Annotated in this window: 22 protein-coding genes and 1 pseudogene; 12 read left to right on the top strand and 11 right to left on the bottom strand. The window is 65.5% G+C overall.

Translation table 11 applies throughout. The features are described 5' to 3' along the window. Positions 1-19 precede the first annotated feature (19 nt). Together ON40_RS41775 and ON40_RS41770 are read left to right on the top strand one after the other, a co-directional pair. The gene (locus tag ON40_RS41775; protein WP_051194431.1) at positions 20-2,176 is read left to right on the top strand and encodes a helix-turn-helix domain-containing protein; all 2,157 of its coding nucleotides are present in this window, start codon (positions 20-22) and stop codon (positions 2,174-2,176) included. Between the two features lie 165 nt (positions 2,177-2,341). Then, positions 2,342-3,166 carry an ACT domain-containing protein gene (locus ON40_RS41770; protein ID WP_040831213.1) on the top strand — a complete coding sequence of 275 codons (825 nt, stop codon included), beginning with the start codon at positions 2,342-2,344 and terminating at the stop codon, positions 3,164-3,166. A gap of 259 nt (positions 3,167-3,425) precedes the next feature. Here ON40_RS41770 and ON40_RS41765 read toward each other — a convergent pair whose 3' ends face one another. The 7 genes from ON40_RS41765 to ON40_RS41735 all read right to left on the bottom strand — a co-directional run bounded on the left by ON40_RS41765 (position 3,426) and on the right by ON40_RS41735 (position 12,891). Continuing rightward, positions 3,426-5,927 (bottom strand): pyruvate, phosphate dikinase, encoded by a 2,502-nt coding sequence (locus ON40_RS41765; RefSeq protein WP_218008965.1) that lies wholly within the window; start codon positions 5,925-5,927, stop codon positions 3,426-3,428. Positions 5,928-5,932: 5 nt separating this feature from the next. Next, positions 5,933-6,553 (bottom strand): hypothetical protein, encoded by a 621-nt coding sequence (locus ON40_RS41760; RefSeq protein ID WP_040831211.1) that lies wholly within the window; start codon positions 6,551-6,553, stop codon positions 5,933-5,935. Between the two features lie 139 nt (positions 6,554-6,692). Then, on the bottom strand, positions 6,693-8,126 hold the full coding sequence (locus ON40_RS41755; protein WP_040831209.1) for a hypothetical protein: 1,434 nt from the start codon (positions 8,124-8,126) through the stop codon (positions 6,693-6,695). Between the two features lie 34 nt (positions 8,127-8,160). Then, on the bottom strand, positions 8,161-8,577 hold the full coding sequence (locus ON40_RS41750; RefSeq protein ID WP_040831208.1) for a PEP-utilizing enzyme: 417 nt from the start codon (positions 8,575-8,577) through the stop codon (positions 8,161-8,163). 128 nt (positions 8,578-8,705) lie between these two features. Then, entirely contained in the window at positions 8,706-10,283 is a 1,578-nt protein-coding gene (locus ON40_RS41745; protein ID WP_051194430.1) for a class I adenylate-forming enzyme family protein, read from the bottom strand. Continuing rightward, a complete protein-coding gene (locus ON40_RS41740; protein WP_040831206.1) occupies positions 10,280-11,404 on the bottom strand; it encodes an NAD(P)-dependent alcohol dehydrogenase in 1,125 nt (374 codons plus the stop codon). The genes ON40_RS41745 and ON40_RS41740 overlap by 4 nt, the downstream gene beginning before the upstream one ends. A gap of 26 nt (positions 11,405-11,430) precedes the next feature. Beyond that, positions 11,431-12,891, bottom strand: coding sequence for an aldehyde dehydrogenase family protein (locus ON40_RS41735; protein WP_051194429.1), 1,461 nt, complete (start codon positions 12,889-12,891; stop codon positions 11,431-11,433). Positions 12,892-13,166: 275 nt separating this feature from the next. Between ON40_RS41735 and ON40_RS41730 the strand changes: the two genes are divergently transcribed. The 10 genes and pseudogenes from ON40_RS41730 to ON40_RS41690 all read left to right on the top strand — a co-directional run bounded on the left by ON40_RS41730 (position 13,167) and on the right by ON40_RS41690 (position 21,088). Beyond that, positions 13,167-13,574, top strand: a complete 408-nt coding sequence (locus tag ON40_RS41730) for a hypothetical protein (protein ID WP_218008964.1) — start codon at positions 13,167-13,169, stop codon at positions 13,572-13,574. Between the two features lie 79 nt (positions 13,575-13,653). Continuing rightward, complete coding sequence (locus ON40_RS41725) at positions 13,654-14,016, top strand: transposase (protein WP_218008963.1); 363 nt, start codon at positions 13,654-13,656, stop codon at positions 14,014-14,016. Between the two features lie 694 nt (positions 14,017-14,710). After that, complete coding sequence (locus tag ON40_RS41720) at positions 14,711-15,532, top strand: reverse transcriptase N-terminal domain-containing protein (protein ID WP_245568226.1); 822 nt, start codon at positions 14,711-14,713, stop codon at positions 15,530-15,532. Between the two features lie 65 nt (positions 15,533-15,597). Further along, positions 15,598-16,827 (top strand): site-specific integrase, encoded by a 1,230-nt coding sequence (locus tag ON40_RS41715; RefSeq protein WP_040831203.1) that lies wholly within the window; start codon positions 15,598-15,600, stop codon positions 16,825-16,827. Beyond that, positions 16,824-17,807 (top strand): tyrosine-type recombinase/integrase, encoded by a 984-nt coding sequence (locus tag ON40_RS41710; RefSeq protein ID WP_063713214.1) that lies wholly within the window; start codon positions 16,824-16,826, stop codon positions 17,805-17,807. The genes ON40_RS41715 and ON40_RS41710 overlap by 4 nt, the downstream gene beginning before the upstream one ends. Further along, positions 17,797-18,801: a tyrosine-type recombinase/integrase gene (locus tag ON40_RS41705; RefSeq protein ID WP_040831202.1), complete on the top strand. Its 1,005-nt coding sequence runs from the start codon at positions 17,797-17,799 to the stop codon at positions 18,799-18,801. The genes ON40_RS41710 and ON40_RS41705 overlap by 11 nt, the downstream gene beginning before the upstream one ends. A gap of 109 nt (positions 18,802-18,910) precedes the next feature. Next, positions 18,911-19,657, top strand: a complete 747-nt coding sequence (locus tag ON40_RS41700) for a group II intron maturase-specific domain-containing protein (protein ID WP_305082394.1) — start codon at positions 18,911-18,913, stop codon at positions 19,655-19,657. Positions 19,658-19,769: 112 nt separating this feature from the next. Further along, a pseudogene (locus tag ON40_RS56420) lies at positions 19,770-20,066 on the top strand (IS3 family transposase); the annotation flags it as partial. An 88-nt stretch (positions 20,067-20,154) separates the two neighbouring features. Continuing rightward, positions 20,155-20,790, top strand: coding sequence for a DDE-type integrase/transposase/recombinase (locus tag ON40_RS56415; protein ID WP_083896354.1), 636 nt, complete (start codon positions 20,155-20,157; stop codon positions 20,788-20,790). Beyond that, a complete protein-coding gene (locus ON40_RS41690; protein WP_083896341.1) occupies positions 20,729-21,088 on the top strand; it encodes a transposase in 360 nt (119 codons plus the stop codon). Before ON40_RS56415 ends, ON40_RS41690 begins: the two co-directional genes overlap by 62 nt. A gap of 250 nt (positions 21,089-21,338) precedes the next feature. Here ON40_RS41690 and ON40_RS50860 read toward each other — a convergent pair whose 3' ends face one another. From ON40_RS50860 to ON40_RS41670, 4 genes are all read right to left on the bottom strand, one after another. Next, positions 21,339-22,742: a DUF3558 domain-containing protein gene (locus tag ON40_RS50860; RefSeq protein WP_169542001.1), complete on the bottom strand. Its 1,404-nt coding sequence runs from the start codon at positions 22,740-22,742 to the stop codon at positions 21,339-21,341. An 87-nt stretch (positions 22,743-22,829) separates the two neighbouring features. Continuing rightward, entirely contained in the window at positions 22,830-23,207 is a 378-nt protein-coding gene (locus tag ON40_RS52835; RefSeq protein ID WP_157186774.1) for a hypothetical protein, read from the bottom strand. Positions 23,208-23,254: 47 nt separating this feature from the next. Next, complete coding sequence (locus tag ON40_RS41675) at positions 23,255-23,644, bottom strand: hypothetical protein (RefSeq protein ID WP_040831198.1); 390 nt, start codon at positions 23,642-23,644, stop codon at positions 23,255-23,257. Positions 23,645-23,649: 5 nt separating this feature from the next. Then, on the bottom strand, positions 23,650-24,489 hold the full coding sequence (locus ON40_RS41670; protein ID WP_245568224.1) for an SAM-dependent methyltransferase: 840 nt from the start codon (positions 24,487-24,489) through the stop codon (positions 23,650-23,652). Positions 24,490-24,519 lie beyond the last annotated feature (30 nt).

The following is a 24,519-nucleotide window of genomic DNA, read 5'->3' as shown; positions in this document are numbered from 1 at the left end:
GGGAAGGCACGACACAACCATGGCAACGACGCCGAACGCGGCAGCACGCATCCAAGCGGTACTGCAGCGTATCCCCGACAACCCGGTCGAGGGCGCGCACGCGTTGGTCGATGCCGCCGCCGGCGACTACGCGCTCACCGTGCTGCGGCTGGCGGATCTGGAATGGACGGCGATTGCCGGCGACCCCGCCCAAGCCGACCAGTCTCGCCTCGCGGCCCTGGAATGCGGCGCCGGCCCCCTCGTCGATCACGGCGTCACCTGCGGTCACACCGCAATCGTCTGTGCCCCAAGCACATCCGAAGCCCCGCTCGATGTGCTCCGCCAAGCCGCGGTATGGCTCGAACTGCTCACCCACACCTCCGCCACCAGCGACGACCTCCATGCCCTGTCCGACGAGGCCGACGTGCTGCGGATGGTCGCCAAACAGATCCTCACCGCCCAGCACCTGGACCAGGTGCTGCTCTCGATCAGCAATCAAACTCTGCGCATGCTCGAGTCGGACATCTGCGGAGTGTTCCTGCTCGAAGGTGACGAGTTGCGCATGCGCAGTTGCACCGGCCATCGCGTGGTGACCACCTCCCGGCTACGGATGCGCCGAGGCCAAGGCGTCGCCGGTCTGGTCCTGGAAACCGGCGAGGTCGCCAAAGTTGACAGCTACCTGCATGATTCGACCATCAGCAGCGACTTCATGTCACTGGCCAAACAGGAATCCACCCGCTCGGCACTGGCCGTCCCGCTGTTCGGGCACGGCACGATCATCGGCGTACTCGAGGTCTGGCGACGGCGGTACTCCCTGTTCAGCGACCGAGACGTCAGCCGACTGGTCGCCCTGGCCGACCTCGCGTCCATCGCCATCGAGAACGGCCGCCTCTACGACTCCCAACGCACCACCGTCGAGGAACTCGACGCCACCCGCGTCTCCCTGGAATGGCAACTCGGCCTGCTCAACCGCTCCGCCCAACTACAGCAGCAACTCCTGGACATCGTGCTGGCCAACTCCGCGGTCGCCGGCGCCGTCGCCCGGATCCTGGGCACCGAGCTGGGATGCGAGGTCGCCATCGCCGCCGCCGACGGCGACATCGAGGCCGCCTACCCCCGCACCCTCGACGCGACCTCCCTCATCGACCGCGCACTCGGCGAAGCCGGAAACCTCCCCCAGCGCGCCACCCGCATCCGCCTCGACACCGACCGCTCGATCTGGGCGCACCCCGTCATCGCCGCGGACAACCAATATGGCGCGGTATTCCTGCGCGGAGACGACAGCTCCGCCGAACTCATGAGCATCGCCTGCGGCCAAGCCGCGATGGTCTGCTCCCTGGGCCACATGCAGCAACGGGCCGCCAGCGCCGCCCGCGCCGAGGCCCTCGACCAACTCCTGTGGGACCTGCTCGACGGCACCAACGAACAACGCGCCGCCGCCCGCACCCGCTGCCACCAAATGGGTGTGCGCCTGCGCGGCGCCCACCGTGTCGTCTACGGCGTCCTGGACAACCTCGACGCCCTGGCCGCCCGCGAAGGCTGGAACACCTCCTCCATCGACGCCCTACGCCGACAGGTACTCGACGGCATCCGCAACTGCATCTCCCCCGCCACCCCCACACTGTCGGGGCTGCGCGGCAACTGGATCGTGGCCCTGGCCCCCATCAGCGACCGGGACCGCGCCCGCACCCTGCTGGACACCTTCGGCGACATCGTCCACAAGGCCCACCCCGACCTGTCCGCCTCCTGGGGAATCAGCACGCCGTGCACCGACCCCGCTACGTACACCACCGCATTCACCGAAGCCAAAACCGCCAACGCCGCCGCACGCCGCCTGGGAACCGTCTCCCTCTACGACGAACTCGGCATCGTGCGGCTCCTGCTCGGCAGTGGCAACAGCCCCGACTTCCAAGCGTTCATCAACGAAATCACCCGTCCCCTCAGCGATTACGACGCCACGCACGATGGTGCCCTCCTGCAAACCCTGCGCGCATTCTTCGACGCGAACTGCTCACAAAAAGACGCCGCACACCGCCTGTACGTCCACCCCAAAACCCTCGCCTACCGCCTGGACCTCATCCGTAAACTCACCGGCCTCGACCTGAGCCAGCACGCCGACCGCATGCGCGCAGACCTGGCCCTGCGCCTGCTCGAAGTCTCCGAAACCATCAGCCAGCCGCCGCGCCCCGGTCCGTGAAGCAGACGCCACGGCGGGCGATCGTGCGCCGAGTCACATTACGCTCGTCGTGATGACCTACGTCACGCCGTAATGTGTTGTGGCCCAAGGTTTCAGCGCATCGCTTCATCGCGGATTCACAGGTGCGGACCAACCCCGAAACAAAGACCGCCGACGCTGGAATACATGGGAAGAATCCGACAGAAGACCGCACCGGTCGAAGTACTGGCCTGCGACGTGTGCGGACGCCTCCCGCATCCGCGCCGTACTCGGCTCGCATTGGCGAAACTCGCTGCCGTATTCCCGGTCGAGTTGATGCTGCACGCCGGGGTGATGCATACCGACCTGCCGTATCCAGTGGCGTTATCGGTCTTGACTGTGACCACGACAGTGCTGGTGATCTGGATCGTGGAGCCATCGGCGATGCGACTGTTCGGGTCCTGGATGCACGGCCCGGACCTACGGCGGCGGGCCGCTGTGGATGATGCCGGGTTGCTGTGGCGGATCCGGGTCCGGATCAGCGACACCCCGGGCCAGCTGCAGGAGCTGACGAAGCATCTGGCGCGGCGCCAGGTGAACATCCTCGCCGTGCACGTACACCGGCTCGACGCCGACGTTCTCGACGAACTCGTCGTCTCGGCTCCTGCGGCCCGCACCATCGACGAACTGACCACCGCGGCAGCCGACGCGGGTGGCTACGGCATCCGGGTCTGGCAGGCCACCGCGTTGACACTCGTGGATGGCCAGACCAAAGCCCTCACCATGGCCGCCCGCGTGGCCGCCGACCCCGACGAGCTTCCACTCGCCGTCGCCGAACTACTCGGCGCCCACTACGTGAACCACACCGCAGCCACCGACCCCGGCGACGGCACCGTGCTCGAGCTGGCCTCGCCGACCGGCCGGACGTTACGGTTCCATCGTCCTGACGAGCCGTTCACACCGGCCGAGATCGCACGTGCGCACCGCCTGCACGATCTTGCGCGCACCACGACAGCAACACGCGAATTCTGACGGTCCGCCGCCGACACCCCACACCAGGCAAGTCTGCGGTGTGCCGAGCGATCGTCAACCCACCCGACGGCCGCGATGCGGCGCGCGCCACCCGATCACCGCTCCGGTCGGATCCGTAATCCTGCGGCGACGCACCAGCACCGTGTCATCAGTCCGCCGTGCCGAACCGCTTATCGCTGAACGGAATGCCAGCGACAGGCCCGCGTGGGCCCGCTCCTGGCAACCGTTACTCGGGCCGGACGCCTGTGCGCGGCGAATCCTATGCCGGAGCGGCTCGCCCGAGAGCGAGGATGGTGGTGCGGACTTCGTCGGCGTTCACCGCGACAACGTTGAATCCCCTGCGCGCCAACGCTTCCGCCAGTGGTGCGGGCACCGGCCCGGTGAGCCGGGCGCCGATTCGGCACCGCGGGCGACGCTCGGCGGCTGCTGCCACCATGTCGATGAGCTGTCCGGCTTGGGTGTCGATCTGCACGCGCGGATCGACACCGATCAGTCCGCGCCGAAGGTACGCGTCGAGCGGTTCGGCGGTGAGCAGATGCCGGGCAGGCACACCGATCATGGCGGCTTGAAGTTCGCGGACCTCGAGCCAGATGGTGTCTGCGTGTTCGGCGATGTCCAGCACGGCGTTCGCGCCACGCGGAGTGGCGATGTAGGCCCCGACCCCCAGTGGCACTTCGCCGATGAGCTTGCGCAGCAACGCGGTTTCGGCGGGATCGTTGATCTTGCGCACGGTGAAGTGGATGCGCGGAAGCTGTCCGCTGGCGGTGACCGCGGCGGTGATGCCACGGATCTGAGCCGCGAGGATGTCGGTGGAGCCCATCGGAAGCGCCAGTTCCGGATGGGTGATGAACAGTTCGGTCGACCCGAGCAGCTCACGGGATTCGTCGGCATCGAAATCGATTGCCCGGACACCGAATTCGATGTCGCCGGCGACCGCGAAGATCTTCTCGAACTCCTCGGCGACGGCGCGTTCGAGGGCAGGTGCTGCGACGGTGAGGTCGTTCTCGGCGATGGTATCGATCACCTCCTGCAGGCGGCCGCTGGCCGCGAGCACCGAGTCGACACCAGCGACGAGCCCGTCGGCCCCCGCGCCGAGTGCCGAGGTGACCTGTGCGGGCGTGGTGATGCGGGCGAACACCTGCGCGGAGGTGCGTTGGCGAGCCAATGCCAGCAGACCCGCGAGGTGTTCGTCCTCGGCGGCGGGCTGGCTGAGTTGGACTGCGCCACACAGCACTTCGCCGGTGGTGCCGTCGAGCGAGACCAGATCACCCGTGTGCAGGGTGGTGCCATCGATCGACAGAGTGCCGGGGCCAGGGTCGATGTCCAGTGCACCGCATCCGACCACGCAGGTGGTTCCCAGCGCGCGGGCCACGACTGCCGCATGGCTGGTGGAACCGCCTGTGGCGGTGAGGATTCCAGCCGCAGCGATCATGCCGTGCAGGTCGGTGGGGCTGGTGACGGGCCGGGCGAGGATGACCGTCTTCCCGGCCTTGGCGGCCTGTTGGGCAGCATCGGAGGTGAAGTACAGTTCGCCGACGACGTGCCCCGGGGCTGCCCCGACGCCGGTGGCCAGCACGCGGCCCTGAGTACGAGCGAGTTCGTAGTCGGCGGGGTCGAATCCGGGGCGTTGGAGCTGTCGGACCTGGTCCAGCGATATCGCGTCCAGGGCGTCCTCGGTGGACAGGACGCCTTCGGCGAGCAGGTCCGCGGCGATGCGGATCGCGGCCTGGGCGGTGCGTTTGGCGCTGCGGACCTGCAGCATGTACAGGATGCCGCGTTCGATGGTGAATTCGATGTCCAGGACGTCGCCGCGGACGCGTTCGAGCTCGCCGCAGGTGCGTTCGAGTTCGGAGTAGACCTCGGGGAGGTGATCGGCCAGTCCTGCGACCGGGTCGGGGGTGCGGATGCCGGCGACCACGTCTTCGCCCTGGGCGGCGGTGAGGAACTCGCCGAACAGTCCGGGTTCGCCGGTCACAGGGTTGCGGGTGAAGACCACGCCGGAGCCGGATCGTTCGTCGAGATTGCCGAACACCATCGACTGCACCACGACCGCGGTGCCCAGATCATCGGAAATCTTGTGCAGTTCACGGTATTTCACTGCACGGCGGGTGTTCCAGGATCGGAACACCGCCTCGACCGCACCCAGCAGTTGCGCGCGGGGGTCCGCGGGAACCTCGTCGTCGAGTTCGTCGCGGATCCGGGCCTGGCAGTATTCCCACACCTCGTCGTAGACCGCGCCGGGGTCGCCTGGCACGGGGACCGCGTCCAGGATCAGCGGCAGCTGGGACCGGTCGGGGGTTTCCAGGGCGCCCAGCACGGTTTCGGCGTACATCCCGTGGAAGCGGAACAGCACATCGGCCATGAACCGGACGTCGCCGGTGGCCTCGGCCAGGGCGATGGCCGCATCCCGGTTCAGGCCGAGGTTCAAGATGGTGTCCATCATGCCGGGCATGGAGATAGGTGCGCCCGAGCGCACCGACAGCAGCAACGGGTGATCACCGCCGCCGAAGGTCTTGCCCGAGGCCTGTTCCAGGTCCGCGAGCCTAGCGTGGATCTCCTGGGTCAGTTCCTCGGTGAGGCGGCCGTTGCGCAGGTAGTCGTGGCAGGCGGGGGTAGCGATGACGTAGCCGGGCGGGACGTTCAGGCCGCTGTGGGTCATCTCGATCAGGCCGAAGCCTTTGCCGCCGACGATATCTCGGTCGATGGGTCCGGGTTCGTCGAAAGAACGGGTCAGGCCGGAGGTCATGGTCGACAAGCTCACTTTCCTCACTCCTTGCGTGCGCGGCCGAGGGTGCGCAGCAGGTCTTCGTGGAACTCGAACCACACGTTGTGGACCGAGTCCTTGGTCGGGTCGGAGACGAACGCGATCTCGCCGTCGTCGACCCGGTTCAGCGCGCGTTCGAATCGTGCGATGTAGGTCGCGAAGTGGGGGTCCTTCTCGGCCAGCGCCTGCAGCAGTCCGGACAAGCGCTGCACGAGCCGCTCGATCGTGGAGATGATCTTGGCGTCGTAGCTCTCGTCGGTGTGGTCGTTGACGACCTTCTTGCCGGCGATCTCGATCTGCTGCCAGGCCGACATCGTCTGCAGGAACCGGGAATTGACGTCCTCGAACTTGTCGGCGACCGCCAGCATCGTCGCGTCCTCGCGCAGGGTGCGGTAGATCTGGGCGGCGGAGTCGACCAGGGCGGGGGCGGCGTCATCGGTCGGCATGGCGGTCTCGCCCACCATCGCCACCAGACCTCGCTCGGCGAGCGCTTCGACGGAATTCTTGGTGGTCTCGGTGTCCTCACCGATGAGCTCCGATACCGCCGCGATGGTGGCGAATTTCTTCAGGGCGATGGCGTTGAGAACATCGTAGAGATCTTTGGTCAGCAGCAATGTGGTCACTGGTCAGTCTTTCGATCGTCGAGAGAAACGATGGGCGGGGGATCGACAATGGCTGCAAGCGACCCCCCGCCCGATCCGATGCCCGGTTCAGGAGTAGGAACAACCGCCGCCCGGGCACCAGGTAGGGGTGAGCGTGGTCTTAGAGCCAGCGCCCCTTCGAGTTACGCAGGTCCGCGCCCGCGCCGAACGGCAGGTACCCCTCGCCGGAGAAGATCTTCTGCGGCACCACTTCCTGGGCGAATCCGCGCTTGCCGATGTCGTAGTAGTAGTTCGACACCCGCTGATCGACCTCCCACAACTTGAACTCGTCGCAGGCCCGCTCGTAGGTGCCGGCCTTGCGCAGGTAGGGCAGGATCATGTCGACGTAGTACACGTACTGCCCGGCCCAGATCAGGTCGCGCCGGCACATACGCGAGACCTTGCTGTACATGCGCAGGGTCGCCTGCTGGACCTTGGGCAGCTCGGTGTCGAGCTGGTCGATCGCGATCGTGCGGATGTCCGACATCGGGGTGTCGAACTTCTCGCGGGCGAACACCGCGCCGCCGACGATGGCCTGGATGTAGTTCTTCGGGCGGGTGAAGGTGGTGGAGATGTCGTTGACGCGGATCTCCTGCAGCCCGAGCAGTTCGGGATCGAGCACGATCGCCATGGTGTAGGCGTGGGGCAGGCCGGCGTCGTCGCAAACATCGCTCCAGTGGAAGACCGGCTCGTTGACGAACAGATCCCGCAGGATCAGCAGGTTGCCGTTGGGCAGCTCGTACGGGCCAGTGTCCCCCAGGCCGAGGCGACAGTCCATGTGGTCCAGGAACGACAGCAGCTCGGCGGCGGCGTTGAACCGGGTGAAGGACTGCTGCTTGGGCGAGCCGGGCTCGAGCTCCTCGACCTGGTCGATGATGGTCTGCAGGAAGTCCGGTTCGTGGATCTGGCAGCGGTAGCGATCCTGGGAGTTGAGGATGTAGCCGTCCTGGCGCTTGCCCCATTCGATGCGCTGCATGAACTTGAGCAGGGTGTTGCTCTCGGCAACATAGTCGTCCGGGCCGATCGCTTCCAGGGCCAGCAGCCCGCAGCGGCCCATACCGAACCCGACGGCGCCGATCGACCAGTCGTGCACGGCGTTGATCTTGGTGCCGATCTCCCGGCGCGCGGTCGCGCCGATGTCCAGGATGCCCTGGGCGCCGACCTCGTCGGTGGTCATCCGCAGGATCTCGGGCCACCGGTAGAACTCGTGCATGAACGCGAGGATCTCGTACTCCTGGCGCGGGATCATGCCGGACACGCCTTCGGTCGCGCGCATGACCAGCACATCCCAGATATTCCAGGCCAGATAGTTGTTCAGGTCGTTGAGCTCGTCGATGGTGAACTCGTCCGCCAGGACGTCGTCCTTGCCGACTTTCTCGAGGACCTTGCTCTTGGCGCGCTGCTTCTGCACTTTGTCGCCGAGGATGCCGTCGCGCATCGGCTCGAGATCGACGAAGTTGCCGGTGAAGGTGAGTTCCTGGAAGCGCAGGCCGTCGTCGTCGGCCTCGTAACGCTGCTTGTAGGTCGCGCGGGCGGATTTGGTGGCGTCGCTCATGGTCGTTGTGCCTCTCGATGCTGCGTGGTCGGGGTCAGTTCGCGATGCTGATGCGGCCGACTTCGGGGTCGTCGCAGTGCAGCTGCACCGTCTTGCCGACCAGGGCCTCGGCGATCGCGTCGAAGTGCGAGTCGTCGGTGTTGCCGACCTCGTAGCGCGAGTCACTCGCGGTGAGGTAGGCGGTCATCACGCACGGAATCTGGAATTCGCGCGAGAGGATGCCCAGGTGAGATTCGGGAGCACCGGACATGGTGATCACTCCGACCGCGCCCATGCTCAGCGCTGGGGTCAGGAAGGTGGTGGTGCCGCCGCGGACCAGCAGGATGTAGTCCTGCAGCTTGCCCGACTGCACCACCTCGATGACGTCCTGGGGGGACCGCAGGTACTTGACCTCGCCCGTGGGGGATTTGGTGGTTTCGAATGCGTTGTAGCCCTCAGCGAGAACCTGCATCGTTGCTCCTGTCCTGCTCCACAGTCATGTCCTCTTCGACATAACTGGCTGTTGATGTTGCCACCGTCACATTGCCGGACGGTGTGTGGCGTACGCTGCCGGTCGGCAGATAGTCTTCCGCGCTCGCGTTATCCCCCGCGTACAGTCCGCTCGGGCAGCGGATACGTCTCGGCGAGCAGCCGACGCATGAGCTTGCCCGACGAGGTCGTCGGCAGGGAGTCGACGAACACCACCTCCCGCGGCCGCTTGTACGCGGCGAGCTGGTCGCGGCAGTACTCGATCACTTCACTCGCAGTGGGTCGAGCACCGTCGACCGGCACCACGTAGGCGACGGCGATCTCCCCCTTGACCGGATCCGCGACAGCTCCCACGGCCACCATCGCGACGGCGGGGTGGGTGGCCACCACGCGTTCGATCTCGGCGGGATACACGTTGTAGCCACCGGTCAGGATCATGTCCTTGAGGCGGTCCACGATGAACACGTGCCCGGTGTCGTCACGGTAGGCGATATCGCCGGTGCGCAGCCACCCGTCCGGGGAAAGCGCCTCCGCGGTCGCCTCGGGGCGGCCGAGGTATCCGAGCATGACCAGTGGGCCCCGGACCAGTAACTCACCGTGCTCCCCCGGCACAGCCTCGGCGCCTGTGTCGTCCAGAGCGGCGATCCGCAGATCGAGTCCGGGCAGGCAGACACCGATCGAGCCCGGGACCGGCGGGGCGTGCACGGCGTGGGTGGTGCCGAGCCCCGACAGCTCGGTCATCCCCCACAGCTCGAGAACCGGCCCGGGTGCGCGGGTGTTCCACCGATCGATCAATTCCGGTGCGAAGGTCTGCCCGCCGATGCTCGACATACGCAACGACGACAGGTCCGCATGCGCGAAGTCGGCGTGCGCGGTCATCATCGAATACATCGCGGGCACACCTTCGAACATCGTGGCGTGCTCACTGGCGATCAGCTCCAGCGTTCGTGCGGGATCGAAGCGATCCATCAGCACCACGGTCCCGCCGACCAGAAAAGTGCTGTTGATCGCGACATTGCCGTACACGTGCGCGGCAGGCAGTGCGGTGACCACGACGTCCTCGGCCGTGCGACCGTGCATGGTCGCGGTCAGTGCGCAGTTGAGCAGGATCGACCGATGCGATTGCATCGCACCTTTGGGATGGCCGGTGGTGCCCGAGGTATACCCGATGCTGCACAACGCCTGCGGGACCAGCGGTGACAGCGGAACCTGCTGCCCCTCACCGGCGGCCAGCAGGTGGGTGAGAGGCACCGCCTCGGCACCCGGGTCGCCCTCCCCCAAGACACACACCAGATCCAGCGCGGGCGCATCGGCAGCGGCAGCGAGGGCGGTGGGCAACTGCCCAGGGCCGACGAACAGCACCTTCGCCCGGCAGTCGGTGAGCACGAAGGTCAGTTCCGGTCCGGTGAGCATCACGTTGACCGGATTCACCACCGCCCCGGCTTTGAGGATGCCGTGGTAGGCCACGATCCATTCCCAGCAGTTCTGCCCATAGACCGAGCACACATCCCCCGGCACGACGCCGCGGGCGGCCAGGGAGGCCGCCACGGCGTCGGAGAGCCGGTCCAGCTCGCGGTAGGACATCCACGACGTGCTGGTGATCAGGGCGGTCTTGTCCGGATAGCGGGCCGCCGCAAAGGGCAGGATCTGCCCCGGTCCACCCCAGGGCCGCTCGGGTGCGGCACTCATCTGTCTGCTCCGCTCGGGTCTGCGCAGGTCAGGACCGCCTTGATGACCGACCCCGCGTGCACGGCCTCGATCGCTGCGTTGATGTCGGCGAAGTCGAAGGTGTCGATGATCCGGTCGAACGGGAATCGCCCGGCCTGGTACAGCTCGATCATCCGCGGAATGAACTGCGCCGGGATCGCATCGCCTTCGATCACCCCGACCAGGCTGCGCCCGAACAACAGATGCCCCTGATCGATGGTGATCTCATTGCTGGCGCCCTGGAATCCGACCGAGGCACACACCCCAGGGGACTGCAGGCATTCCAGGGCGCTGCGCACCACCGACCCGTGCCCGATGCAGTCGACCGAGTACTGCGCCCCCGCCCCGCCGGTGATCGCCCGGATCGTGTCCGCGGCATCGGTTTCGGCGGGATTGACGATGTGGGTGGCACCGAGCTCGGCTGCCTTGATCAGCCGATCACCGTTGATATCGACCGCGATGATCGCGCCACAGTCCGCGACCACCGCGGCGAGGATCGCGGCCATACCGACCGACCCGCAGCCGAAGACCGCGATGCTCGACCCCCGCGGCGGCGCCAGGGTGTTCAATACCGCACCCGCACCGGTCTGGATTCCGCAGCCCAGCGGGCCCAGCAGCTCGAGCGGAACATCGTCTTCGACCCGCACACAGTTCGCAGCGGTGGTGACCGCCAGCCGCGACCATGAGGATTGGCCGAAGAAATGGCCCAGGATCGCTTCACCGCCCGGACCGGCCAGCGGGCTCGACCCGTCCAGGCGATGTCCGGCCAGGTTCAACCCGACGAAATCGCGGCAGTGCATCGGCAGCCCACCAACGCAGTTGTCACAGTGACGACAGTGGTTGTAGGACAACACCACTCGGTCACCCACAGCCAATCCGCCGGCGTCGACGCCCACCGCTTCGATGACGCCCGAGCCTTCGTGGCCCAGCACGATCGGGGGTGCGCCGTTCGTAGCGGTCGCGATGACACCCAGGTCGGTGTGGCAGATCCCGGTCCCGACGATGCGGACCAGTACCTCCCCCGCTCGCAGGTCGCCGATCTCGACTGTTTCCACGCGGATGGGTTCGGTCGCACCACGGACGACCACCGCCTCGGTCAGCATGAGGGGTCCTTTCGTTCGTACGGCGATCAAGCCACCGCGTCGGGGGCCTTGTTGAGCGTGATCGTCTGATGGTTGGTGTATTCGGCCAGCCCGTGCAGTGAGTTCTCCGCACCGATTCCGGACTGCTTGTGGCCACCGAACACCTGGTGCGGGGAATACTCGTGTACCTCGTTCAGCCACACCGTGCCCGCCTCCAACTGGCGACCGATCCGTTCGACCGCGGCCAGATCCGCACCCCACACCGTGGCTCCCAACCCCCACTGAGTGTCGTTGGCGCGCCGGACGACATCGTCCTCGTCGGTCCACCGCAGCAGCGGCAGGATCGGACCGAACGGCTCCTCGACGACCAGCCGGGAATCCTCCGGCGGGTTGTCCACGATCGTCACCGGCACGAACCACCCCGGCGCATCGGTATCGATGGCGCCGCCCAGTGCGAAGGTGTAGTCGTTGGCGGCACAGTCGTCGAAGTACTCCTGGACCTTGGCGAACTGCGGGGCATTCTGAATCGGGCCCAGCTGCGTGTCCGCGTGCGCGCCGTTGCCGACCACGACCGTGCGCGCATACGCGACCAGCGCGTCGCGGACCGCGTCGTACACCTCGTCGTGGATGTACACCCGCTTGGCCGCGTTGCAGAACTGGGCATTGTTCTGGAAAGCGGCCCAGAAGATCTGCGGTGCAACCTTTCCCGGATCGACATCGGACAACACGATCGCCGGATCGTTCCCACCCAACTCAAGGGTGATCCGCTTCAACGTGCCCGCCGCCGAAGCCATCACATGCTTGCCGGTATCGGTGCTGCCGGTGAACGCGATCTTGGCGATACCAGGATGCGCGGTCATCCACTTGCCCAGATCGTCATCGCCACTGACCGCACTCAGCACCCCCGCCGGCACCAGATCCTGCACCAGCTCGACAAACGCCAGATCACACAGCGGAGTGAACGGCGAGGGCTTGACGATCACCGTATCACCGGCGACCAGACCGGGCGCGATCTTCCACACTGCCAGCAACAACGGGAAATTCCACGGCACGATCGCACCCACCACCCCCAGCGGAGTGTGTCGGCTGATCACCCGGCGATCCGGGCCGTCCTCGAGCACCTCCTCGGGAAGAGCCTGCTTGGCGATCTCCCGCAGCCAGGCCACCGAACCGTAGATCTCCCATTCGGCCATCGCCCGCGGCTTACCCTGTTCCGCGGTCAGCAGCGCGATGAACGACTCCGCGTGCTCCTCGAGACGATCCCCCATCGCCGATACCACCGCCTGGCGCTCCTCCACCGCCAGCCGTGACCACACTCCGAACGCCCGGTGCGCCGCCCCGACCGCAGCATCCAGGTCCTCGCGGGCAGCGACCGGAACGCGGGCGATCACCCCACCGGTTGCCGGATTATACACCGGCGCAGTCGATTCCGTCGTCACCGTGCGACCGTCGATCGTCATCGCGAACTCGCGAAGGAGCAGATCCTCCGCGCCCACCTGCGTACCCATACGTCGTTCCTCCTGAAGAATTGGATCCGCATACCGCTCGGCGCAGTCCTACGTCCCGACGGACGACCCGGAATCAGCCCGGCGATATCTACGGCTACTTGTCTACGGCCAGCACAGTGACTCGGCCATCATCCACGGGAGATAAAACATCCCCAGGTCGTTATCCCCGCACGCATGGCATCGCCCCCGGCGCAGTCGAACAATCGAGTCCAGAGCCATCGAACCGCCACAAGCGAAAACGGATGGCATCCAGAGCCGATGCTCGACACAAAGACGTGCGAGTGGACACCAATGACGCTGTCTCGCAGCATCGGCACCCACATCAACGAAACGAACACAGACAGAACGCGAAGCCCATGCCTGCGCCACACAGCTCATCCGCAGCCGCCGCCGGTCCCACGCCGACGCTACCCCGCATATTCGATCTGTTCCTGCAGACCACCGACTCGGCGAAGAAGACAGCCGCCGAAATCGACGACGACCTCATGGTGGAGTTCTTCATCCGCTGGAACCGCTACGGCGGCGGCCCCGAAGAACACATCATGACCACATTCGGCATCACCAAATCGATATACCTCGAACGCCTGCGCACTCTCGCGCGCAGCGACCGCATCAACCGGTACCCGTTGGACATCGCGCGAGCACTGAACACACTCGCCATAAAAGAAGTCCGAAAAAAGTAAGACAGTCGGTTGCCAGGGGGGAAGGCTTCTGTGCGATTCCCCTCTTATCGTGGAGGCCGGACCATAGAGGAAAGGCCTGATGGCGGAGAAGAGACGTAAGTTCGATGCGGAGTTCCGTGAGGGGGCTGTGCGGATCGTGCGGGAGACCGGGCGTCCGGTCGCGCAGGTCGCCCGCGAGTTCGGGATCAACGAGGGCACGCTGACGACCTGGATGGCCCGTGATCGGCAAGCCCGCGACGAGGGCGCTGGTGACCGGTTGAGCGAGTCCGAACGTCAGGAGTTGCTGCGGCTGCGCCGTGAGAATGCCGAGCTGGCCATGGAGCGCGATGTTTTAAAGCGATCGGTGGTTCTGTGGGTGAAGGAGGCGGAGCGCCGTGAGGCGCTGTTCTACCGAGTGGAGGTGAAAGACCTGCACCGCCTGGCCGTCGCAGCGGCTGGGTGAAGCTGGGGGCAGTCGTGCGACGTGAGGTCGCACGTTGTGAGTGATCGCGTTTGATAGGAGGTCGTTCGACGAGGACGTGATCCGGTCCAGTGTCTATGGGACCGTCCCCGCCCTGGCGTGCGTCGTGGGTGACCGCGGGGTGCGAAGCCTGGGGTGAAAGCCGAAGCGTCCCTGTTCCACCCAGGGATGACGGGCGAGGGGAAGGCCGGACGGGTGAACGGAAGTGAATCTTTGTATGCCCCGTTATCAGCAGCTCCGCAGGTGGGTCGTTCCAGCGGGGTATAGGGCTGGCCGTTGAGAAGCGGCAGGCGCCGACCAGAGAGGCTGTGCTGGTCGGGAAGACACCGCCGCCCCGGGGTAAAGAAGGCACCCAACCCGGCCGTATCTCATGCGTGCGGAACACGGAAACCCCGACAGAGTCCGGAACATCGATGTGATGTACCGGTAGGCCGACTGTGAGGAGAGCGGAATCCTCTGGCGGGAACAGGATGTCCAAGAAGCGAAGGCCGGCGGGCGAAAGCCAGCAGGAAACCAGCGCGTCATGGCGGCACCCCCGGCCGTCGTCGCTGGATAACTGGCCGGATACCGGACCGAGTGTCCGGGCCTCGAAAGAGGCGCTGACGTGGACAGGTGAGCTGGTGAAACGAAGCGGTCACGAACCGCCGGAACCGAAGGGCAAGTTGGACACCGAATGGTGAACGGACCTGAGGGCGTTGCCCTTTCGTGGGATGCCGTCGATTGGCGGCAGCACGAGGACAATGTACGGCGTTTGCGGCAGCGGATCTTCACGGCGACTCGGAGCGGGAACCTGGCCACGGTCAGGAACCTGCAGAAAATGATGCTGCTTAGCTGGAGCAACACGCTGGTCAGTGTGAGGCAGGCGACGCAGCGCAATGCGGGACGTAAGACCGCCGGGGTCGACGGTGAGGTCGCGCTGACCTCGCAGGCCCGGATGCAGCTGGCGGTGCAGGTGCACCGCGACGCGGCGTCCTGGCGGCCTCGGCCGGTCAAGCGGGTGTATATCCCGAAGGCGGGTAACCGTGCGAAGTTGCGGCCACTCGGGATTCCGGTGATCGCGGATCGTTGTCATCAGGGCAGGGTCCGCAACGCGCTGGAGCCCGAGTGGGAGGCCCGGTTCGAGCCCAAGTCCTATGGGTTCCGGCCGGGCCGCAGCTGCCACGATGCGATCCAGGCGATCTACACCGTTTGTCGCGGCCCTCGGGCCAAGCGGGTGTGGGCGCTGGACGCGGACCTGGCGGCGGCGTTCGACAGAATCGATCATTCCCGGTTGCTCGAAGCCATCGGGTCCTTCCCCGCCAGGGACATGATCCGGGATTGGCTGAAAGTGGGAATCATCGAGGCGGGCAAGGGATTTGCTCCGACTGACGAGGGCACGCCCCAAGGGTCGTTATGCGCAGCTGCGCATAACGATCCTTATGAGCAGCGCTGGGTTATGCGCAGTGTGGCTGGATGTGGGCTGGTGACAGTGGATTTCGGGGTCGAACGCTGCGCATAACGCGGATCATCTGATCTGGAGGTCCTGGCGAGGGGCCGGGCCCGGGTGATCGGAGGTCGACTGTCATGACGAGGTTGTCTGTGCTGGTGTCGGGCCTGGAAGCGGAGCTACGGCGTCTGGGATACAAGGACTCGACTCTCGTGTGGTATCAGGGTTGTTGGCGGCGGATGCAGAGACACTTCGACGCCCGCGGTGTCGAGGAGTTCTCCCTGGACGCGGCGATGGCGTGGGTCGATGATGCGTGCGGCTTCTTCGCCAAGGAACAGGCTGGCACTCTGAAACAAACAGATGTCTATCTGTTCAGGGTCGCCCAAATGCTGCAGGACTACGCCGTTCATGGCGCGGTCCTGCGCCGCTACAGCCGGTCGGTCAGCAAGCTCGACGCCGCCGGCACCGCGACGATCGCCTTGTTCCGGGCGCACCTGCGCTCGACCGGTCGTTCGGTCTCGACGGTGCGGACATATGGAACGCTGGCCGCGGAGTTCCTCGCGTTCACCGACACTCGCGCAGGGCTGGGCTGCTGCGACGCCGCCGTGATCGGCGCGTTCGTCGCTACCCTGACCGGTTACCAGGTCAAGACCGTCGAGCAGAAACTGTGCGCGGTGCGGTCGTTCCTGCGGTTCGCCGACGCGGCGGGTCTGGTCGACGGCGCCTGCCTGGACGCGGTGCCGGCGGCGCGTTCGACCAGAGGGGCGCGTATCCCGTCGGTCTGGGATCCCGGTGAGGTGGCCAGGATCGTGGCAGCGATCGACCGCGACAACCCTTGTGGGAAACGCGATTACGCGATCATTCTGCTGATCACCCGACTCGGTCTGCGCGGAATCGACGTCAAGCGGCTGGAGTTCGCCGACTTCGACTGGCCGGGCAACCGGCTGCTGGTGACCCAAGCCAAGACCGGTCACGAGGTTCGGCTACCGCTACTGAAGGATGTCGGCTGGGCGGTCATCGATTACTTGCGTCACGGCCGCCCGGATTGTGACTGCCCGCAGGTGTTCGTGCGGCACACCGCGCCGATCGGCGCGTTCTCCGACCAGGATCATCTGCATCAGATCCTGGTCAAACACGCTCGGGCAGCGCACGTTCCGGTGAGTGAGAAACGCCGTCACGGCATGCACTCGCTGCGGCACACCCTGGCGACCCGGCTGATGGAGAACGGCACTCCGGTCGAGCAGATCGCTGACATCCTGGGTCATCAATCGGCCGAATCGGCCGGCGTCTACCTGAAATCCTCGCTGAGTCTGCTGGCGCAGTGCGCGCTGGATCCCGACGCACCGGCGGACGGGGCGTCGCGATGAACACCGCCGCTATGCCGATGACCGACGCGATCACCGCGCTGATCACCGAGAAACGCGCCACCGGTTACAAATACGACGCCGAACAGCGGGTGCTGAACCAGTTCGCGGCGTTCACCGCGGACCGGTTTCCCGGACAGCAGGCACCCACCCAAGCCTCGGTCGAGGCGTGGATCGACGCCGCCCGCAGGCGCGGCGTCGCCCCAGCGACCCTGCACGGTTTGGTCGCGCCGGTGCGCGAACTGGCCCGCTGGCTGGGCCGCCGGGGCGCCACGGCCTACGTCTTGCCCGCCGGGGCGTTGCCCCGCCCTCCCCGCTACGTCCCGCACATCTACACCGATTCTGAACTGGCGGCTCTGTTCGGTCGAACCGACCTCTGCCACTACGACTGTCAGGTCCCTTTTCGGCACCTGGTAATGCCGGTACTGTTCCGCACGATCTACGCCTGCGGGCTGCGCGCTTCCGAAGCGCGGCTGCTGCGTTTCGGCGATGTCGACCTCGACGCCGGGGTGCTGACCATCCGCGAGGGCAAAGGCGGCAAGGACCGTCAGGTCCCGGTCAGCGCCGGGCTGCGCGACAGGCTGGCCGGCTACGACGCCCGCGTCGCCGGGCGAACTGGCGGCGACTGGTTCTTCCCCGGCAGGGCCGGCGCTGCGTTGACGATCGGCAACATCGACAAGAACTTCCGCCGGTTCCTCTGGCAGGCTCGCATCCCACACGGCGGCCGAGGTCACGGTCCCCGGGTCCATGATCTGCGACACACGATGGCGGTCAACAATCTTCGGTCGTGGTTCGCTCGCGGGATGGACGTCGGCGCGTTGCTGCCGGTCCTGCAGGCTTACATGGGTCACGCCAGCATCGCCGACACCGACTATTACCTGCGGTTGACCGCCGAGTCCTACCCGCACATCACCGCTGCGGTCCAGCGAGCCTATGGCGACATCATCGCGCCGGTCACGGCAGGAGCGGGTCATGGCAACTGATTTCGCGGTGCTGCTGCACCGCTTCCTCACTGCGCATCTGGCCGGGCTGCGGGGCTGTTCACCCAACACCATCGCCTCCTACCGCGACACCTTCAAACTGCTGATCGCCTGGTTCCGCGACAACAGATCCGTCCCGCCCGACAGACTCACCCTCGACTACTTCGACGCCGCCGCGGTCACCGGGTTCCTCGACTGGCTCGAAACCGAACGGCACAACAGCATCTCGACCCGCAACCAGCGCCTCGCTGCGGTCAGCTCGTTCTTCCGGTGGTTGCAATCCCAAGAGCCGGCCCGAATGGCCTGCTGCCAGATCATTCTCGCCGTCCCCGCCAAACGCGACGCCCAGCCGCGGGTGAATCACCTGACCGTCGCCCAGACCCGCTGCCTCCTCGCCGCACCCGACCGATCCACCCGGCGAGGCCGCCGCGACGCGACTCTGCTGGCCACGCTCTACGACACCGCCGCGAGGGTTTCCGAATTCTCCGACCTCACCGTCGGCGACATCCGGCTACGACCCCCGGCGCTCGTGGTGCTGACCGGCAAGGGCTGCAAGACCCGCCACGTCCCGCTCGGCGACAACACCGTGGCACTGCTGAACGCCTACCTGACCGAACACGGCCTCGACCGGCCCGGACACGACGACCACCCGGTGTTCACCAATCAGCATCACCGCAAGCTCAGCCGCGGCGGCGTCGCCTGGATCCTCGCCAAATATCAAGCCCGCACCGCAGATCCAGCGCTCACTGGCGCGGATCTCAGCCCGCATATCCTGCGCCACAGCAAGGCGATGCATCTCTACGAGGCAGGCGTGGCGTTACCGTTCATCCGTGACATCCTCGGGCACGTCGATCTGACGACCACCGAGATCTACGCCCGCGCCTCCACCGAGGCCAAACGCAAAGCCCTCGAAGCCGCTTACACCGATATCGTCACCGACGAACTGCCCGAATGGAACCGCGACACCGGACTCCTCGACTGGCTCTCCAGTCTGTGAGCCAACACCCACCGCGAAGGGTTATGCGCAGCGTTCGACCCCGAAATCCACTGTCACCAGCCCACATCCAGCCACACTGCGCATAACCCAGCGCTGCTCATAAGGCGGAATCCTATCGCCGCTGCTCAGTAATATCGCCTTGGCCGTTCTCGATGAGCATTTCGCTGCCAAATGGGAAGCGCTCGGTTCGAGACATATGCGCACACGGCATCGCTCGGCCGGTGGCCCCACGATGAAAATTATCCGTTACGCGGACGATTTCGTCGTGATGGTCCACGGCAGCCGGGCCGACGCCGAGGCGCTGTGGGACGAGGTCGCGGCGGTCCTCGCGCCGATGGGTCTACGCCTGTCGGTCGAGAAGAGCAGGGTCTGCCATGTCGATGACGGGCTGGATTTCCTGGGCTTCCGCATCCAGCGGAAAGTCAAACCGGGAACGACGAAGAAATACGTCTACACCTGGCCGTCGAAGAAGGCGCTCGCGTCGATCGTCGGTAAGGTCAGAATGTTGACGCGTCGTCGCAGACATCGAACACTCGCCGATTTGTTGCACCATCTCACCCCTGTTCTTCGGGGTTGGTGTGACTATTTCCGGCACGGGGTGTCCAAACGCACCTTCAGCTACCTCGGCTACTACACGTGGTGGAAAGTGGTGACATGGATGCGTAAACGGCACCACGGGCTGGGCTGGGGTGTATTCCACCGCCGATTCCTGCCTGACTGGCAGGTCAACGACGGCACAGCAACGCTGTTCCGGCCGGACACAGTGGAGGTCACGCGTTATCGTTACCGGGGCGCGAAGATCGATACCCCTTGGGCGTGGCGGAAACCGGAATCAGTAACTGCGGCAATGGCATAACCCGTGGAGAGCCCGTTGCGTCGTAAGGCGCACGGCGGGTTCGGAGGGCGGATCGGGGAGACGGGCCGGTGGACAACACCGGCACCGCGCCCCGGTCCGACCCCTACACCCGGTGAGCGTGGCCGGGTTCATCGCCTCCCAGAGGACCGAACACGGTGTGCCGCATGCTGTTTCCTGCCGGGCCCTGAAGGTGTCGGAGTCCTGGTTCTACAAGTGGAACGACCGGCCCGTGACACCGCGCCAGCAGCGCTGTGACCGGCTGGCCGGTGAGATCGAGCGGATCTTCGTGGATTCGGGCCGCACCTATGGCAGCCCGCGTATCGGCGATGAGTTGCGCGCGGCCGGCTGGCGCGTGTCGGACAACACCGTCGCGAAGTTCATGGCCGGAAACGGTTGGACGGCAAGGAAACCACCCAAGCGCAGGAGCCTGACCCGGCAAGGGAAACGGCCCGTGGCACGCGATCTGGTGCGGCGGCAGTTCACCTCGGTCGCCCCGGATGTGTTGTGGGTCGGCGACGTCACCGAAATTCCCACGATCGAGGGGAAACTGTATTTGGCAAGCGGTGAAGGACGTGTGGTCCAACCGGATCGTCGGCTACTCGATCGACGACCGGATGACCGCCGAATTGGCGTGCTCGGCACTGCGCAACGCGATCGGCCTGCGTTCACCGGCCGGCACGATCGTCCATTCCGACAGGGGCAGCCAATTTCGCTCCCGAAAGTACGTCAATCTGTTGTCCCGCAACGGATTGCATGGCTCGATGGGTCGGATCGCCGCATGCGCTGACAACTCGGCCATGGAATCGTGGTTCGCGTTGCTGCAGCGCAACGTGCTCGACCGGAAGCGCTGGGACACAACCGGAGAACTCCGGCTGGCCATGGTTCAGTGGATCGAACGCACCTACCACCGGCGGCGGCGTCAGCGCGGCCTGTCTCGGCTGACTCCGGTCGAGTATGAAACTCTGAACAAGGCATCACTCGCGGCCTCAAACCACCACAACCCGCGAGTCAATCAAATCCGGGACAGTCCCAACCGACGACGATGGATCACCCCGGGTTTGTTGGAGACCGTTGGATCTGGAGAGGATCAACGGCATGGTGGCGCAACGAAAGTACCCGGTGGAGCTGCGTGAACGCGCGGTGAGGATGGTTCAGGATCTGCAGCGCGCGCCTGGTGGCGGGCGTGGCGCGATCAGCCAGGTCGCACGAGACTTGGGGATTCACAAGGAAGCCCTGCGGACGTGGATGCGTCTGGATGAGCAAGGCAAGCGGCCCGCGGGCGAGGTGGGCGAGGGCACGCCGGCGGACAAGGACGCCACGATCACGCAATTGCAGCAGCGTGTCCGGGAATTGGAGCGGGCGAACTCGATTCTGCGGGCCGCGTCGGCTTTTTTCGCCCGGGAAATGGACCCGCCACCGCCGAAATGGTGAGGTTCGTCGACGAGCATCGCGCCCCGGAAGGCGATCCCGCGCCTAGCTTAAGGTGCCGTTAAGGAAGTTCGAATCCCTTGCCGCGGTCGGATGGGCCGACGGCAGCTGAACCAACCGCGGCAGCCCCGGATGTGCGCTGTGGCTGCCTGGCGTTCCCGGGAGTCCGATCCGGCGCCGATCCCGGTAACCCAGATCCCGCTGCCGACGGCGTCGATGCGGGCTGTACATGACCGGCGATCGGAACCCATGATCAGTTGTCCCCCACGTAAGGCTCGAGGGTCGTAGCGATGTCGACGATATGGTCACAAGGTTGGAGCCCCTTGACGCGGCCGGCGGTCTCGACGATCACACCGATCTCGAAATAGCCTGCCTTGGTTCGCATGTCGAGGTCACACTCGTCGGCGTTGGTCTTCTGGGTTGTGATCGCCTCGCGGCCATCGACCGTGGCGAGTTGTGTCTTCCCGGCGTATCGCTGCTTGTCCTCGACCAGAGTGATATTGCCCGAATCGAGTTGCAATGTCCGTGCCTGATCGGCCGTCTCGACCTGGCAGCTGAGGAACGTATACTCCGCGACCAGATCCTGGGCCCGCTCACGTGTCGTGGGATCGAAGCCAATCTCGGCGAGTGCGTCGTCAGGGATCCAGGTGCACGGGTCGAAAACAACTTTCGGCCGCCCGCCCGCTCTCGTATATCTGGTGTTCTGCAACGGTGGTTGAAGGTTGGCAGCGGTCAGCGTTGCCGGAATAGACGTCGTCGGTGCGGAGGCGGACGACGAGACAGCGGAGGGCCCTGCCGAGTCACCGCCTGCACTGCACGCTGCAACGGACGCGGCGAGCACCGCGAGAACGCACGCGCCAGCAGATGTCTTAATTCGTAGCATCAGTGATCTTCCTGAGTCAGATCGGCAACTCGCGGGATCGCGCCAACCCTGCCGATTGTGTTCCTCGCGGCAGTGGCCGTCCTTTTCATCGCATTCCTGTTGTCGCCGTTCATGTTCGGCGGTGCTGTGGGTTGATGCGGTACATTCGAGCCTGAAATTTCCGTTGCATAACCGGGTCGCGTTGAACTGGGACATGACAGCCGGTGGCCAAATCCAAATGCCCCCACGCTCCCTCGGTGGCTTTGCCGCGACCGACCAACCGCCTGAGCCGCCGAACTCCGTGACCCGTCGACCGCAAATCATCACCGACACAGTCCGGCCTGGTGCCTCGATAAAGGTGACCTCGTGGTAATTACGCGCGAAAAGCCGGTTTACCATCCCGGGCCGATGGACCATACTGCCGCGGTGCATGAGCAGCCCGGAAGCCGAACGGTGCCAGTTCTCGTCTTCGTACGCGCCGAGCACTGGATATGCCTCGAATACCTCCCACGGGTGGGTATGCGGCCGCGAGCTTTCCCGATCGCGCAGGTCAGGCAGAAACCAGACGTTGATTTTGATCGTGAGATCCAACGTCTCAAGAAGGATGAACTCCGCCTTGTAGGCGAGCGGAACACCAGCACTATCGTCGTACAAGCGTGGGATCAGCCACCACCGGGTCGCATCGGCAAATATTTCCCACATCAGCGGAGGCCGGTCTGGAGCATGAGTAGCCAAGGCTGCCGCGGCTGCGGCGAATATTTCGTCCTCGACGATGAGTCCGGGAATGATTTCCACTCGGGACATGAGATGTCAGCTTTCCGGTACGGCGCGGGTTACTCGAAAGGCCCAGTCAGTGGGCTGGTCAGTCAGGGGCTGGGGTTGTCATTTCCGCGCGAATCGTGGATCGCGATCGACATCCCGCGCCTTGCTGACCCATTTACGGATCGTGGACTCGCCGGGCGTATCGGCACGATAAGCGATCGCATCGACTACCCCGTGCTGCGACTTCCCGGCCGCAATAAGATCCGCCACGGCTTTCAACACCTGTGCACGAGCTGTGTCACTGTATTGGATACGCTTGTGCGCTCGTGTGAGAATTCCAGCGTCCATGCCCCAACGTCGCAATATCCACACAGTCGGAGTGTGGTCACCCAGCTCGGCTGCGACGCCTCGGCACGCCTCGCATACCCCGGCAGCGGTGCGGCGCGTCAGACTGGCCAACGCTGCCTTTTTGATTTCCGGGTCATACGAAACCATCATATAAATCCCCTTAACTGCAAGAACGCATTACTCGTGAACCGCAAAAATCAGATGTCGGTCGCATCGCTCGCGTGCACGGTGTACACCGCAGCGGCAAGCACCCCGGCCGTGTACAACAGCGGCCCGCAGAGCAGTACCCACACCGCCCTCCATACCGAGGTCCGGTCGATCAGCGGAGGCACCAACACCGAGGCGACCCACCCCGAAACCCAAATCCCCAGGGGCGCAGCGCTCCGCGTCAGAGCCGTGCACATCGGACACGGAGATTCCCGGCAGTGCGCGGGCTCCTGGAACGCGGTAACAACCGCCGGGCCGAACCGCCACACCGCCCACAGAGACAGCACCACCCAGCACAGCCACAGCGCCACCAGCACAGCGCGCGCCCATGGGGAAGACCAGATCTCGCCGCGCCGCACATGCCCAGACGTGTCCATCACCGCGCCTACCGTCCTGTACCCGCAGCATGGGTTTTTCGGCCGATCGCGCCCCACAGCGAGACCTGCTTGTCGCGGCTGGGTGGGTGTTCGATGCCGTCGTTGCGCCACCGGTGGATCACCTCGACACCGGGCTCGAGCAGTTCCAGTCCGTCGAAGAATCGCGCTACCTCGGCGCGGCTGCGCGGGTGCACCGCGATGCTGCGGTCGATGTACACCTGTACCAGCCGCATCATCCCGTCCGGATCCTGCGGGCCTTCGTCGAAATCCGTTGTCACGTGCGATATCGCGAGGTACGAGCCGGGTGCGAGGGGTTCCATCAGTGCCTTGACCATCTCGTAGACGTCGCCGGGCACGAAGTGCAGCAACGCGAACAGTGACACCGCGACCGGCTGAGTCAGGTCCAACGTTCTGAGCAGTTCGGGGGCGGCCAGGATCGCGGCCGGGTCCGTGGCGTCGGCCTGGACGTAGGCGGTGCGGCCCTCGCGGCTGCTCACCAGCAGTGCGCGGGCGTGCGCGAGCACGATCGGATCGTTGTCGACGTACACCACCCGTGCCTCCGGTGCGCCTGCCTGGGCGACCTGGTGCAGGTTCGGCGATTGTTCGGTGGGGATGCCGGTGCCGATGTCCAGGAACTGCCGCACGCCCTGTCCGACCAGGAAACGCGTGGCGTGCGCCATGAAGTCTCGGTTGGTGCGCGCGGCCACGCGGACCGCCGGAAATTCTTGTAGCGCCTGCTCTGCTGCGGCCCGGTCGGCGGCGTAATGATCCTTGCCGCCGAGAAAATAGGCGTACATGCGGGCTGGATGTGCCACGTCGGTGCGCAGGTCGATCGGGCCGTCGGCCACGACGAACTCCTTGTCAGATCGGGTGGTGTG

The organism is Nocardia jiangxiensis NBRC 101359 (genome assembly GCF_000308615.1).
In the GTDB taxonomy this organism is placed as follows: domain Bacteria; phylum Actinomycetota; class Actinomycetes; order Mycobacteriales; family Mycobacteriaceae; genus Nocardia; species Nocardia jiangxiensis.
This window is presented reverse-complemented; position numbering and strand designations above follow the sequence as displayed.